The sequence below is a fragment of the Puniceicoccus vermicola genome, assembly GCF_014230055.1.
In the GTDB taxonomy this organism is placed as follows: domain Bacteria; phylum Verrucomicrobiota; class Verrucomicrobiia; order Opitutales; family Puniceicoccaceae; genus Puniceicoccus; species Puniceicoccus vermicola.
Window position 1 is genome coordinate 39,809 of sequence record NZ_JACHVA010000118.1, and the last position, 13,553, is coordinate 53,361.

The following is a 13,553-nucleotide window of genomic DNA, read 5'->3' on the forward strand; positions in this document are numbered from 1 at the left end:
AAACCTACTGAAACAACCGTTTCCGCAAGCCAGTCCCCACAGCCAGCCCCTTCCAGTCGCTCCCTCGCAGAGAATGAGGCCTTCGATTTCGCTTCCCGTCCGGTTCGTCTTCCAAGGTCTTTCTCACAAATTCCTCTGATCCCAGCACCATCCCGTCCGAGAAATACCGCACCCGGCACCGCAAAACCACAGACAAGGGCAACTTCCCTTTCTCCTCTTGCAAAACCCGCACCGCCTCCTCGTGAGAAATAGACGCTTTCCCTTCTTTCTCACCACCGCCAGCCCCATACAAAGTCTGCCGATACCCCGCCAGGTCCTTATCCACCACAGAGAGCCCAGCCCGAGCCAATCGGCCACCTCCAAGAGCCTCCGCATACCCACAAAACCGATAATCCTTAGGATCCGAAACCAACCCCGCCCGAACCGCGTTCAAGTCAATATAGGCCGCCACCGTCCGTAGCGCCCAACGATCCCCTTCGACCAAAACACTCTTAAAACGAGCCGACCAAAGCGGCCCAAACCGATCCCGTGAGCGATTGAACCAAAGCGTAAAACGGAGCTTCAGAGTCCGCATAAACTCCGAAACATCATGCATCCGGCGGGTCAGCTCCTTCCGCAACTCCCTCCCATCAAGAAAGTCATCCTTCAAATGCCCCTCCAAAACCTCCGCAGGCATTGGATTCCAGGGAGTAGGCTTAGGATACAGCTTCCGATACCGCCGAACCAACTCCGCATCCGAAACCTCCGTCCCTGCTGGCGGCACCTCCACCAAAATATGGAAATGGTTCTTCATGACCGCATAAGTAACCACCCGAACCCCAGAAAAATCAGCCACCTGCCAAATCATCTTCCGCAAAACCTCCCTCTCCCGGTCACCAAAGAGAGCCTCCCCATTCACTGTCCGACTCATCAGATGATGATACGCCAATTGGTCCGATTCCTTATGTCTTCTCCTACCCATAATACCGATATAACTTTTGGATTCAAATATCCGTTAATTTTTTAGAACTGTTATATAATAACATCCTACAATAAGGTTTGCCAAGTGGCAAATCGCCTATTCGTATCAACTCAGTTTCGATTCCGCTACGGCGATCTTCTTCTCCATCTCGTCAAACCGCTCGAGCGTCGACGTTTGGAAAGATTTTAGATCATCCAGAGATTTTGGGCGGAAATCCGTGATTGATTTTGAGATGCCGGCCATCTCCTCTCCGAGTTCTTCTGCTTCCTTGCGGGCTTCGTGTTCGACATCGTCATGACGCATCATCGATTCACTTTTCACCCGCCCCAATCGGTTCGCGAGAAGAGCGCGACGGGTGTGTAACTCGCCAATGAGGAAGACTTTTTTTTCGAAGAGTTCCTGCTGGGATTCCTTTTCTTTCAGGTTTTCCTGCAGCTCTTTGACTTCCTCATCCATCGACGATTTTCCTTAACTATTGGATTCGAATTTTGCCGGTTCCCGAACGGGTTGGTGCGAAGGTTTCTCCTCCGCGTTCAACTTCCAGAAATTCTCCTTGGGTGTAGAGAATAATCACCTCCCCATCGGCCGAAACGGTGCGGCTTTGGCCGGCATTTAGAGGAAATTGGCCTAACACTTTTTGGGTCTCGGCATCTTTCACCTGCACATAGGTCGTGCCGTCGGTTGCGCGAAGGGTGATCTCTGATTGGGCGGCGGAAGGCGCGGCTGGATCGGCTCCTACGATTTGTGCCGAGTTTGAGTCATTTGCCAAATCGGGATTTATTGGCGTTTCTTCGCCTCCGGAGAGAATGAGTTTAGCCAGGGCAATCAAGAGAACCACGGCAACAGTCACCGAACCGACGATTGCGGCTACCTTCATGTAAAAGGTACGGTCCAGGGGTTCGCCGGACTCTTCAAAGTCATCATACTCCGGCTCAACTTCACTGCTGTTGGAGCGGAGGTTCGGCATCTTAATCCGAGGCATGCCCCAGCGTTGCTTTTCTTCCACCGGACCATCTTCGACGACGGCGGCCCCACCCTCTCCCTCTGCGGAAGGTGTCTGTTGGCGACGGCGGCGGGAGGCCAAATCCATTTGGCCGAGAGAGGCGCGGACGTCATTCTTCGTCTGAATCGCCTGCTTACGGTTCAGGCGGGCCTGAATTTCGGAAGCGTACCAAGCGGGGTCCTCGCCCAGATAGCGGGCGTAGATCTTTACGAAGCCGCGTTGATAGATCGGAGGGAGTGGAATATCAAAGTCGTCGCCTTCAAATTGGGACAGATATTCCATCCGAATTTTCGTTGCTTCTGAAGCCTCACGCAGGGAGACACCTTTTTTCTTTCGTGCCTCTTCAAGCTGACTGCCCAATGTATCCATCCCGTTTGTCGCCATGTTGGAAAAGTAGATTGAGAGGGGTCGGTGCCCTGCGCAAAACAAAAGTGAGAAGTTTCGGAAATCGTTTTACAGAAAGAGGATAAAGCCCCAACCCAGCGCTGATGCCACCACAGTGAGACCGAGCAGCACCCAAAGCCAGGTCCGCGCCGCAGCTCCGCCGACCAATTCGATGGTCGCCCCCGGAGGAAGGGTGGCCCGTCGGGTCAGCAACTTCCCGAGGCGGAAGCTAATCAAGGTTTTCCCGTTAACCGCCCACCCGGCCGCGTCCAGCAATGGACCGAGGGTCCTCTTTCGCAGACGCATCCAGGCAATGAACATGGAGGGAAGGGAAACGAGAAGGATTAATCCGACGAAAACGAGGGGCAGCTCCCAATAGCGCAGTTCTCCCAAAGTTGAGAAGAGCGAGGCCAATCCTGCTCCGACGGCACCGAGAGCGATCCCTCCTGCTGCCAGCATGGCGGCGATTCCACCGATCTGCCCCATCTGAGGGGGCCCTTTCGGCTTGGCACTCACCTGAGTCACTCCGGTTTGCATTTTTTCCTGCATCGCCTTGTCGCGGGAGGTCGCCCATTTCTCGACCTGTTCGCTGATGAACCGACCGATTCGCACATAGGGCAAGAAGAAGGCCTCGTGAATGCTGATGGGGTTCTCTACGATTTTCACGACGGTCGAATCCCAGAGCTTTCCTTTTTTATCGAGAAAGACTCCATTACGGCCGACGAGGAGGTTCGAAGAGTCGCCAGCGGAAAAAACCGCGGCGATGTAAAATTTATTCGGGGAGTCTTTTCGGCGGCATTCGCAATATGCGAGAAAGGCCCGTGCCAAACCTCCCAGCGGTGCATGCTTGTTCGGATCTTCGATTTTCAGGCATAGTCGACATTCCCGTCCGTCGAGGTAAAGGACTCCCGCCTGAAATATAGCCTCCTCATTCTCTTCGTAGAAGTCATCGAAGTTCACGAAGTTGCGTAGGACTCGGATCAGGTCACGATTCATCCGGGCCAGTTTCTCCACCTCCGTGACAGCCTTCATTCGTTCGGCCAACGCCGCCTCTTCGGCAAGAATTTCCTGAAATCTGGATTCCTGATCCGATTCAATGAGGCTCCGAATCCGGTCGACTCCCAGAACCTCAACCGCCGCAGGAGGCTTGGATTCGTGCCAACTCCGGTAGCGGGAGAATGCCTCTTTCACCCCACTCCACTCCTTTGCCGTGAGCGTGTCGCCAATCTCGAGCGGCAGCGGCCCCAAGACCTTGGACTGCAATTGGCTCATCCGAGCGGCCCATTCGGGGTTGATTCCCGACTGCAGCGGAAGCTCTTGAAGCGGACCCACTTTCGCAAGCGGCAGGTCGACAATTTCCGCGCGTGAGATGGAGAAGTCCTCTTTAGCGACAGCCTCGAAGAGCGATGCCTCACGATTGAGAGCATCCAACGCCCGATCATCGAAACTGGCCAATCGACAGCGGGCAAAATAGTCGTCGATCTTTTTCTCTACCGCGACCAAGGCCTGAAATGCTGGCGGAGTCTCGGAGCCCAATGGAAAGACCTCGCCCTCCTCTGCCGAGCTCTTCTCCCCTTGAGTCCACCATTCGTTATAACTTCTGAGCTCGGCGAAAAATTCCTTCACCCGGGTCGAATCAATTCCCGGTTGGCCACTGAGGTCGGGCACCGAACCCTTCACTTTGATAATGTCATCAAAGGTTTGGCCCAAATCTTCGTCCCCAACCGCATCGCGGGCAATGATACCATCCCCATTGAACCTCGACTGGCCAAATATCGCGCGCGTGTTCGCGGCTTCCCCGACGGAAATGTCCACCGGATTCGGATCATTGGTGTTCTCCAGAATTTGGCGGGCCGAGATGGTGATCGCTTTCCCCTCCGGCGTTTCCGAAGAAATCGCATCAATCGGAAGATCGCCACCATTGAAAAGAGCACTGGGATCCCCCATCCGATGCAGAGTCCACTCGACCGCGGTAATTACCTCCTCCAGGCGAACGCGTCCATCTCCATCCGCATCAATGAGTGCGAGAGTATTTCGATCGATCTCCAGCCCATCCACCGGACAACTCAAGGCCACCCATAACTTTGGATCCAATTCCCTGAGATGCCTCAAATCGTCAGGTGACTCCAGCTGGACTTGAAATGTCTTCCCCACCTTGCGGAACTTCCACAGATGAGGCTTGGCGGTATCGTTCGAGTGGTCCATGGATTTACTATGATGCAAAACCCTTGCCTGATAAAAGCCTCAAAACAGATCAAGCGATGAGTAACCCCATCATCCCCGATCCCCGCGCCGTCCAAGTCGACGCTCCCGAGATTGCGGAAAGCGAATTTATCGAATCCATCCTCTTCGAAAATGATCGGGTCCTCGCTGTCGACAAGCCCGGTTGGCTCGTCTGCCACCCCTCGAAAAAGGGACCCGGGTCGAGCCTCGTTGGCGCTGCCAAACGGTACCTCAATCTCGAAAAGCTCCACCTTGTCAGCAGACTCGACCGTGAAACAAGCGGCATCGTGGTTTTTGCCAAAGACCGGGGAGCCGCCCGCACGATTCAGATGGGCGTCGAGGCTCGCAAGGTTACGAAGAGTTATTTCGCGGTCCTTCACGGAGAGCTAGCCGAATCGCAAGTCATCGAGAACCGCATCGTCCCGGACAAGACGAGTGAAGTCCGGGTCAAGATGCGCGCCCTGCCGACCGAGCGCGATCCGAAGATCCGCACCCACTTCCATCCGTTACGCACCTTCAACGGCCAAACTCTCTGCAAAGTCGTCACCGACGGGGGACGCAAGCACCAGATTCGCGTACATGCCCAGCACATGGGCCATCCCCTCGTCGGCGAGAAGCTGTACGGATCCGACGAGACTCTGTACCTGGAATTCTGCCGGGAGGGCTGGACCGAGCGCTTAACCCACGCTCTTTCTTTCCATCGACAAGCCCTGCACTGCGGAGATTGGTCAATGGAGAATAACCTCGAACTTCCTGCCCTCGTCGCCTCTTTGCCCTCTGATATGGCCCAGCTGGTCGGAGAGAAACCCTCTTCATAGACGAAGAGGGTTCAACCGTAGGACAGGCAGAAGTCAGGGACAGATTCTCCCGCCACTCAGGAAACTGGCGCAGTGTGGAAGCGCCACCTTCTGGGAGGTCGCCCTTGTGCACATTCTTCTTCGGGTTGGCTCCTTGCCGTCAGCCCGGACTGGGGTCGAACCACTCCAGGCTTCGGCGGATTTCGCAAGCGAAGCCCCTCCTTCTCCTGTGGGCCGATGGTGCGGTTTGTCCGAGCAGATAGACCCCGAAATCGAAACGCGGAGGGAATAGCCTTGGTCAGAGACATCCCATTTGGGTTGTGCGCGGACAAGGCTGAAGCCATGCCCCACTGGAATCTGAGCACGGTCTCAACCTTTCCCCATCCGGCCTTTGCCTGGCCTCACCTTGTCGAAATCGCTATCGCGCTTCCGCTCCAGGGAGAGCTAGCAGCATCCACACGGGAGGACAGCCGCTCTCATGAAATTTAGGCGATCAATGATTTGCGAAAAAGGAAATGCTGGAAAAGTCCGGAAAGTGCGCCGGACTCTTTTCCTTAGACCGGCAGCTTCAAGACATCCGACCCGAAACGGCTGGCGAGGAACTCGGGCAGTCGCACCGACGATTCCCCGTCGAAACCATTTTCCAAAAGAGCGGCGAGGACGCGGGGGATCGCCAAGGAGGAACCGTTCAAAGTATGAACGAACTCTGGCTTGGCTCCTTCTTCACGACGGAAACGAATATTGGCCCGGCGAGCTTGGAAGTCGGTGAAATTACTGCAACTCGAGACCTCGAGCCAACGCTTTTGCCCAGCTGCAAAGACCTCCAAATCGAATTGGCGGAAGTGCGGGAAGCCCATGTCTCCACTGCAGATTTCCAACACTCGGTACGGAAGGTCGAGAGCTTGGAGAATGGCCTCCGCGTCGCCGAGCAACTCGAGATGAGCGGCCTCACTGTCCTCGGGTTTCTCCCATCGCACGATCTCGACCTTGTCGAACTGGTGAAGACGGTTGAGCCCGCGGACGTCAGCGCCCCAGCTTCCCGCCTCCCGGCGAAAACAAGGGGTGTAAGCCGAATGCTTAAGGGGAAGATCGGCCGAACCGATAATCTCGTTGCGATAGAAATTCGTGACCGGAACCTCTGCCGTCGGGATGAGGTAGAGCTCCTCTTCGCGGCAGGAATACATCTGTCCCTCTTTATCCGGCAGCTGCCCCGTTGCCCGGGCACTGTCGGCATTGACCACCAAGGGAGCGGCAATTTCGGAATACCCGCGGGATGCATTGTGATCCAGGAAAGCGCCGATCAACACCCGAACAAACCGAGCCAGATCGCCCCGATAGAACGGAAAACCCGCTCCGGAAACTTTGGTCCCGCGCTCGAAATCTAGGAGTTTGTCGATCCCTGGAAGGTCAAAGTGAGCCTTCGCCGTGGCATAGGAATCGAGATCATGAGCACTCCGCCGGATTTCGACGTTGTCCGCGTCTCCCCGACCATCGGGAGATTCATCCGACGGCGCATTCGGGAGCTTCATAAAAGCATTCTTAAAGGCTTCGTCCGCTTCCTTGGCCGAGGCTTCGAGAGACTTGGTCTCGGCGGAGAGCTTTTTCATCTCTCCGACTTTCGCCATAAATTCTTCGGAGCCCTTTTTCAAGGCCGCCATTTCCTTGTTGGCAGCATTCTGATTCGCCCGTGCCGCTTCGGCATCGGTTACCGCCCGGCGTCTCGATTCGTCGAGGCGCAGCACCTCATCAAGGTCCGCAGAAAATTTCTTACGGCCCAGGCGTCCACGAAACCACTCGGGGTTTTCTCTCAGCTTTTGAATGTCGAGCATCCCTCAATCTCTAGCAGCCGAACCGCCTTGGGCAACCGGTATTTTCAGGAATTGTCGGTGGGGACTCGGATCAACGGGAAATTGCCCCACCTTGACGGCGCATTCGGGTTGGTGAGGAGCTTGATCGGCGATCACACCTCCGCCTACCCGAGTCTCCGTTATCTCGCTTCGGCCCAAGTACCCGCGCTACTGAGATTCTTGGACATCGGAGATTCCTTTCTCCAACAGATGTTCGCGGGTAGCCGGTTCCAGGTGAACGAGGGCTCGAATCACCTCCGGATGGGTGCGAAGAATTTCATCTTTCACCTCTTTGGCAATTTGATGCCCTTCCTCGACCGAAATATGGGGGTCCACCTGCAGATGGAGATCGATCTCATAAAAATCCCCGATCTTCCGGGCCCGAAAATCGTGATAAGCTCGCGCCCCTTCAATCGGAAGAATGTGCTCACGAAGATCTTCGACGATCTCTCGCTTCGGGGCCGCATCGAGAAGATCATTTCCGGCACGGGCACAGATCCGGAAGGCTTCGCGGATCAACCACACGCCGAGAACCAAGGAAAGAAGCGGATCGAGAAAAGACCAGCCAGGGCCACCGATCCAAATACCGACCAGTGCCACACAAACCGCCAATGAGGAAAAACTGTCCGTTCGATGATGCCAGGCATTGGCCATCAAGAGGTCGGACTGCATCTTGACCGCGACCGCACGGGTCCACCAATACATACATTCCTTGGCGAGGAGAGAAAAGCCCGCGACCCAAACTGCACCGCTTCCCGGGGTGGTCCACTCATCCCTCTGAAAATCCATCACCGCCGCGATCACCAGTCCCACGGAAAGGGCAAAAAGGAGGATTCCGATAAAGAGCTGGGCGAAACTCGCAAATTTGTGGTGACCGTAAGGATGATTTTCATCCTCGGGGATCCCGGCTACGGCCAGACCAAAAAAAACAGCCAGATCGGATACGAGATCCGTCAGGCTGTGTAATCCATCCGCCAGCAAGGCACTCGAGTGGAACCAGAGTCCAGCTCCGAGCTTGGCACTACCGAGTACGAGGTTCAGCGCGAAGCTGACCGCCGTGACCCGATACCCTTGCTTGTCCTCGCGCATGACTAATCACCAGACAAGGTGACAACCGCAGCGTGAGGTGGCGACTTGATTTCGAGAAGTACCCGGAAATAGTCCGGACACCTCCCGACTCAATTAGCTCTCTTGGGCAGGAGCTTCCTCGCCAGCAGGAGCTGCAGCAGCTTCGGGAGCCGCTTTGCGAGCGCGACGAATCAAGCTGCGAACCGTGTCGGTTGGCTTGGCGCCGTGTTCCTGCCAGTAGTCGACTCGATCGAGATCGAGCTTCCACTGCTTTTCCTCAGTCTTGTTTTGAGGGTCGTAGGTGCCGAGCAATTCAACATACCGGCCGTCACGACGGGCGGTGTTCTCTGCAACGACTACCCGATAGAACGGGTTGTGACGGTTGCCGTGTCTTTGGAGTCTGATCTTAAGAGCCATTTCTTGAAAAAAGAGTGGAGAAAGTCGAAAACCTTAAAAACTGTCAAGGCTTATCAGAGAAATGAAAAGAATCGCTCGACAGGAGCCATCATTCTCTATGGATAAAGTCCATGCTACAAGCTGGAATCGTCGGTCTCCCCAATGTGGGAAAAAGCACACTGTTCAACGCCCTGACGCGCACGCGGAAGGCGGAGGCTCAGAACTACCCGTTCTGCACCATTGAGCCCAACGTAGGGGTGGTCAACGTTCCGGACGAACGTCTCGAGCCTCTGGCCAAGCTTGAGAACAGCCAGAAGATCATCCCTGCCGCCATTGAGATGGTCGATATCGCCGGACTCGTCGCCGGGGCCAGCAAAGGAGAAGGCCTTGGAAATCAATTCCTCGCCAACATTCGCGAGGTCGACGCGATCGTACAGGTGGTTCGCTGTTTTGAAGACGCCGACGTCGTCCACAATATGGGCGAAATCGATCCGGTGCGCGACATTGAGGTCATTGAAACCGAGCTCGTACTCGCCGACCTGCAAAGCCTTTCGAGTCAAGAGGTCAAGGTTCAGAAGAAAGCCCGCGGCGGCGACAAGGAAGCGGCCAAGCAACTGGCCCTCATCCAGCGCCTCACCCCCCATCTCAACGAGGGCCATGCCGCCTTTACCCTCCCCCTTGAAGAAGGCGAAGACGAGATTCTCCCTCGCCTGAACCTCCTCTCGGCCATTCCGGTTCTCTACGCCTGCAATGTCTCCGACACCGACCTGGCGGACCCGGATTCCCTGGAAACCGTCCAAGCCGTGCGCAAGCATGCCAAGGATCGCGGCGACGCCGGCGTCTGCGTCATCAGTGCCCAAACCGAGTCCGAATTGATCGATTTTTCTCCCGAGGAAGCTAAGGAGTATTTATCCGAACTCGGCGTCTCCGACTCCGGAGTCAGTGGACTCATCCAAAACACCTACAACCTCCTCGGCCTAGCATCCTACCTGACCGCTGGCCCTCAGGAAGTTCGCGCGTGGACCTACAGGGTCGGGATGAAAGCCCCACAGTGCGCAGGTGTCATCCACACCGATTTTGAGAAAGGCTTCATCAAGGCCGAGGTCGTTTCCTTCAATGACCTGATCTCTGCCGGCAGCATCCAAGCCGCCCGGGATGCCGGACGCTACCGCCTCGAGGGAAAAGAGTATCTGGTCGAGGACGGCGACGTCGTTCACTTCCGCTTCGCCTAGGATAGACCCGGGCTCTGCGGACTCCCGAGCCAGAGACCTCCATGTCTCTCCGGGAAGGTCGTAAAGGGAATGATTTGGTCTGCGGCCTGATCCATCGAGATCAGGTCGCCAGATCTCCCCGTGCTCGAGCAGGAGGTTGGTGTACCGTGGCCATCCGATGCCAGTTACTGCGGATCCTCGAAATCTATGAAAAGATTCCCCGGAGTGACCGAGCATGCTTCGATCCGGTGGCAATTGCTCCGGCCAAAACACACATCATCTTGATTAAAGCATTTTCTGGGCCTTTTTAACAACAATCTTCCAGAACCGCTTGCAGTCGGGAATCTAATCGGTTAGCAAGGATCATACCGTGCCCGAACAAGGATTCCAGCAATTACAGAAGCAGACCCAGTCCCTGGTTCTCGCTCCGCAGCTACGTCAGTCGCTGAAGATTCTTCAGGCACCGGCGATGGAACTGCGTTCCTCGATTCTGGAAGAATTGCAGATTAATCCTACTCTGGAGGAGCTCCCAATGGAGGGAGTCAGCCTGGACGACACGGGCGAGGCCCCGGATTCCAACGAAAGTGAACCCGACGGGGAGATGGACTTTGAAAAAGAGGACTACGAGCTCCTCAACCGGATGGACGAAGACTGGCGCGACGACATCGGCAGCGATTACGCAGTCCGGACTCCGAGCTCCGACGAGGAAGAGCGCCGCAAGCACTTCTTCGATTCCTTTGTCGGAGAAGTCTCTCTGCAAGAGCATCTCCTTTCTCAGGCCGATCTTTCCGAAATGGATGCCTTGGACCGGAAATCCTTGGAATACTTGATCGGCAGCCTCGATCGTGAAGGATTCCTCAATGAGGACGTCGAGAACATCGCCCTCCTCGGAGACCTACCGCTGAACAAGGTCAAGAAGGCCCGCGAACTCCTCCTGACCTTCGATCCGGTCGGGATCGGTGCCGTTGATCGCCAGGAATGCCTCCTCGTGCAGCTGGAACTTTCCGGCAAAGAAAAGAGTCTTGCCGCCCGCATTCTGCGGGAGGAATACGCCCTTCTCCTCCGTCGCCGCATCCCCGAGCTTGCCCGCAAATTCGGAGTCGACGCAGACACCATTCATCGCGCTCTCGGAGAGATTGCCAACCTCGACCCCGCTCCCGGCCGCCGCTTTGCGGAGGATAACAACCGGGTCATCGTACCAGACGTAAAGATTTTTAAGGACGAAGAGGAGGAGTGGCACATCATCCTCAACAACGACTACATCCCTCGACTCCGGATCAGCCGGGTCTACAAGGATCTCATCGCCCAAGGCAAACTCCCCCGCAAGGAGAAGGAATACCTGCGTGAGAAAATCCGCTCCGGGCGATTCCTGATGAACTCAATCGAGCAACGGCAACAGACCGTCGAACGCATCGCTTGGCAACTCCTCGAACTGCAAAAACCTTTCTTTGAGGACGGCGTTTCCAAACTGCGACCGCTGACCATGAATCAAGTCGCCGAAATCATTGGCGTCCACGAGACCACCGTTTCGCGGGCTATCGCCAATAAATACATCGATACGCCCCATGGGATATTCGAACTCAAGTATTTCTTCACCGCCGGCTATCTGACCGAGGACGGGCAATCTGTCTCCAACCGGAGTATCAAGGATACCATTCAGCAAATTGTGGAAGGAGAAGACTCTGCCAAACCTTATAGCGACCAGGCGATCGTCGAGATCCTAAAGGAAAAGGGATTCAAGATTGCGCGCCGCACCGTCGCTAAATACCGGGACGAACTCGGGATCCTCCCGACCAACCTTCGCCGCGCCTACCAGTGAACCCGGGAGACGGAGATTCGCTTCGCCTCGTCGTCAACGCCGAAGGCCGCCGTGTCGATGCGGCGATTCTTCAGGGGCGAGAATGGATCGACTCCGAAACGGTCGAAGGCAATTCCGTCGAAAATCTCGCGCCAGCCCTTCGCGCAATTCTGGCCCGCACAAAGACCAAGCCCGCAGACCTCCACACCTGGATTTACAGCGGCGGCCCTGGATCCCTGCTGGGGCTACGCTCCTTGGCGATGCTTCTGGCCACCTGGGAAATTTCGAATCACGCGAATTCAATTTCCAAATACCGTTATTCCGGGCTCGTCTGGACGGCCAGGGAGATCCAGCGAACGATTACGGATCAACCCTTTCTCCTCATCAGCCCCTGGCGAACCAACGCCTGGAACGTTCTTCGGGTGGAGAACCATCCAGCGACCGAATCCGCCCTCGAAGTGGTCGAAGGCGATCCCGCCGCTGACATCGATCTCCCGGCATATGTCCTCGGAGAACGACTCCGCGCGATCCCTCCGGCTGGCAGCCAGACCCTATCCCTTCCCAAGATTGAGACACTCGCACATCACATCGGTGAACCGGGCTTTCTTGTCGAGACGAACACAATCGAACCCCTGCAATCCGGCACCACTGAATACAAAAAGTGGACCCCCACTCTCCCCGCCCAATGAGCTACAGCAACCAGCATCGGTGCTGGGTTGAAATCGACCTCGGTGCCCTCGAACGAAATCTCGGCCGCATTCGCGACAACCTACCGCAAGGCGTCCGCTACGTCGCCGTCGTCAAGGCCGACGCCTACGGCCACGGCGTCCACCAGACAGCCTCCCGGCTCATGCAGGCTAATGCAGACGCATTTGCCGTCGCCAATGTAGAGGAAGGCGCCCGCCTCCTCGAAATCGCCCGGGGCTGGCCGATCCTCGTCCTCGGACCGGTTCTTCCCGAGGAGGAAAATGCGCTGATCCAGCTCGGCCTCGTCGCCACCGTCTCCTCCTGCGAGGAAGCCATCCGGTTCAGCGAATCCGCCGGCAACCTCGGCCAAACGCTCGACGTCCACGTCAAAATCGATACTGGCATGGGTCGACTCGGAGTCTGGCATGAGGAAGCCACTCGCGTCTTTCAAACAATCGCTTCGTCTGAAAATCTTCGCCTTCGGGGAATTTACACCCACTACTCCGATGCCGTCGAGTCTCCCGAATTTACTCGCGAGCAAAGAGCACGGTTTGTGCAGGCGGTACGGGCGGCCGGACTCGAAGACAGGAACGACCTCCTCATCCACGCCGACAATAGCGCGGGCACCGAAGCGTTCGACCGCAACAACCCCTTCAACGCCGTCCGCGTCGGATTGTTGCAATTCGGAGTCACCCAATACCCGTCCTCTGTTTTTCACTCGGTTTCCATTGAACCCGTATTCCGGTTTTTTACCCGAGTCGGCCTAATCAAGTCTCTCCCGGCCGGAACTCCGGTCAGTTATGGGCGGACCTATGTCACCAAGGAACGCATACGGACCGCCATCTTAACGGCGGGATACGGGGACGGGATCCCAACCGCGGCGAGCAATCGCGGCGAAGTCCTGATCCGCGGTCAACGCTGTCCGATTCTCGGCCGCGTGACGATGGACCAGACCGTCGTCGACGTCACGAAAGTTGAAAACCTCGAAGTCGGGGAAAAGGCGGTGATCATCGGCCGATCGGAATCGTCCGAAATCACGGTCAGCGAGTTTAGTCGATGGACCGACTCGATTCCTTGGGAGGTTTTCTGCAGCGTGACCAAGCGCGTGCCCCGTCTTTATTCGACGGCTCGCAAATAACCCTGGATTAACCCGATGCTTTCGACGACTCCCAGGGATC

12 protein-coding genes are annotated in these 13,553 nt (G+C 56.2%); 5 read left to right on the plus strand and 7 right to left on the minus strand.

Going from position 1 to position 13,553, the window contains the following annotated elements:
* Positions 1 to 4 precede the first annotated feature (4 nt).
* The 4 genes from H5P30_RS15110 to H5P30_RS15125 all read right to left on the minus strand — a co-directional run bounded on the left by H5P30_RS15110 (position 5) and on the right by H5P30_RS15125 (position 4,553).
* The gene (locus H5P30_RS15110; RefSeq protein ID WP_185693752.1) at positions 5 to 961 is read right to left on the minus strand and encodes a transposase; all 957 of its coding nucleotides are present in this window, start codon (positions 959 to 961) and stop codon (positions 5 to 7) included.
* Positions 962 to 1,066: 105 nt separating this feature from the next.
* Positions 1,067 to 1,417, minus strand: coding sequence for a hypothetical protein (locus H5P30_RS15115; RefSeq protein WP_185693753.1), 351 nt, complete (start codon positions 1,415 to 1,417; stop codon positions 1,067 to 1,069).
* 16 nt (positions 1,418 to 1,433) lie between these two features.
* Positions 1,434 to 2,348 (minus strand): helix-turn-helix domain-containing protein, encoded by a 915-nt coding sequence (locus H5P30_RS15120; RefSeq protein WP_185693754.1) that lies wholly within the window; start codon positions 2,346 to 2,348, stop codon positions 1,434 to 1,436.
* Positions 2,349 to 2,417: 69 nt separating this feature from the next.
* Positions 2,418 to 4,553 (minus strand): hypothetical protein, encoded by a 2,136-nt coding sequence (locus tag H5P30_RS15125; RefSeq protein ID WP_185693755.1) that lies wholly within the window; start codon positions 4,551 to 4,553, stop codon positions 2,418 to 2,420.
* A 56-nt stretch (positions 4,554 to 4,609) separates the two neighbouring features.
* On the opposite strand from H5P30_RS15125, the gene H5P30_RS15130 reads away from it, so the two are divergent.
* Positions 4,610 to 5,389, plus strand: a complete 780-nt coding sequence (locus H5P30_RS15130; RefSeq protein WP_185693756.1) for an RluA family pseudouridine synthase — start codon at positions 4,610 to 4,612, stop codon at positions 5,387 to 5,389.
* A 533-nt stretch (positions 5,390 to 5,922) separates the two neighbouring features.
* On the opposite strand, the gene serS is transcribed toward H5P30_RS15130, so the two are convergent.
* The 3 genes from serS to rpsP form a co-directional block, all read right to left on the minus strand.
* A complete protein-coding gene (gene serS / locus H5P30_RS15135) occupies positions 5,923 to 7,197 on the minus strand; it encodes a serine--tRNA ligase (RefSeq protein WP_185693757.1) in 1,275 nt (424 codons plus the stop codon).
* Between the two features lie 186 nt (positions 7,198 to 7,383).
* Positions 7,384 to 8,304 (minus strand): cation diffusion facilitator family transporter, encoded by a 921-nt coding sequence (locus H5P30_RS15140; RefSeq protein ID WP_185693758.1) that lies wholly within the window; start codon positions 8,302 to 8,304, stop codon positions 7,384 to 7,386.
* 93 nt (positions 8,305 to 8,397) lie between these two features.
* On the minus strand, positions 8,398 to 8,700 hold the full coding sequence (rpsP, locus tag H5P30_RS15145) for a 30S ribosomal protein S16 (protein ID WP_185693759.1): 303 nt from the start codon (positions 8,698 to 8,700) through the stop codon (positions 8,398 to 8,400).
* Positions 8,701 to 8,810: 110 nt separating this feature from the next.
* Here rpsP and ychF point away from each other — a divergent pair, with 110 nt between their 5' ends.
* From ychF to alr, 4 genes are all read left to right on the plus strand, one after another.
* A complete protein-coding gene (gene ychF / locus H5P30_RS15150) occupies positions 8,811 to 9,911 on the plus strand; it encodes a redox-regulated ATPase YchF (RefSeq protein ID WP_185693760.1) in 1,101 nt (366 codons plus the stop codon).
* Positions 9,912 to 10,260: 349 nt separating this feature from the next.
* Positions 10,261 to 11,709 (plus strand): RNA polymerase factor sigma-54, encoded by a 1,449-nt coding sequence (gene rpoN / locus H5P30_RS15155; RefSeq protein ID WP_185693761.1) that lies wholly within the window; start codon positions 10,261 to 10,263, stop codon positions 11,707 to 11,709.
* The gene (locus tag H5P30_RS15160; RefSeq protein ID WP_185693762.1) at positions 11,706 to 12,377 is read left to right on the plus strand and encodes a hypothetical protein; all 672 of its coding nucleotides are present in this window, start codon (positions 11,706 to 11,708) and stop codon (positions 12,375 to 12,377) included. Before rpoN ends, H5P30_RS15160 begins: the two co-directional genes overlap by 4 nt.
* The gene (gene alr / locus H5P30_RS15165) at positions 12,374 to 13,513 is read left to right on the plus strand and encodes an alanine racemase (RefSeq protein ID WP_185693763.1); all 1,140 of its coding nucleotides are present in this window, start codon (positions 12,374 to 12,376) and stop codon (positions 13,511 to 13,513) included. Before H5P30_RS15160 ends, alr begins: the two co-directional genes overlap by 4 nt.
* Positions 13,514 to 13,553 lie beyond the last annotated feature (40 nt).

Bases quoted from the DNA above. Each gene is read 5' to 3' on its own strand.
- H5P30_RS15140 (WP_185693758.1), bottom strand. From the start codon at position 8,304: ATGCGCGAGGACAAGCAAGGGTATCGGGTCACGGCGGTCAGCTTCGCG.
- H5P30_RS15125 (WP_185693755.1), bottom strand. From the start codon at position 4,553: ATGGACCACTCGAACGATACCGCCAAGCCTCATCTGTGGAAGTTCCGC.
- ychF (WP_185693760.1), top strand. From the start codon at position 8,811: ATGCTACAAGCTGGAATCGTCGGTCTCCCCAATGTGGGAAAAAGCACA.
- H5P30_RS15130 (WP_185693756.1), top strand. From the start codon at position 4,610: ATGAGTAACCCCATCATCCCCGATCCCCGCGCCGTCCAAGTCGACGCT.
- H5P30_RS15115 (WP_185693753.1), bottom strand. From the start codon at position 1,417: ATGGATGAGGAAGTCAAAGAGCTGCAGGAAAACCTGAAAGAAAAGGAA.
- alr (WP_185693763.1), top strand. From the start codon at position 12,374: ATGAGCTACAGCAACCAGCATCGGTGCTGGGTTGAAATCGACCTCGGT.
- H5P30_RS15110 (WP_185693752.1), bottom strand. From the start codon at position 961: ATGGGTAGGAGAAGACATAAGGAATCGGACCAATTGGCGTATCATCAT.
- H5P30_RS15120 (WP_185693754.1), bottom strand. From the start codon at position 2,348: ATGGCGACAAACGGGATGGATACATTGGGCAGTCAGCTTGAAGAGGCA.
- serS (WP_185693757.1), bottom strand. From the start codon at position 7,197: ATGCTCGACATTCAAAAGCTGAGAGAAAACCCCGAGTGGTTTCGTGGA.
- rpsP (WP_185693759.1), bottom strand. From the start codon at position 8,700: ATGGCTCTTAAGATCAGACTCCAAAGACACGGCAACCGTCACAACCCG.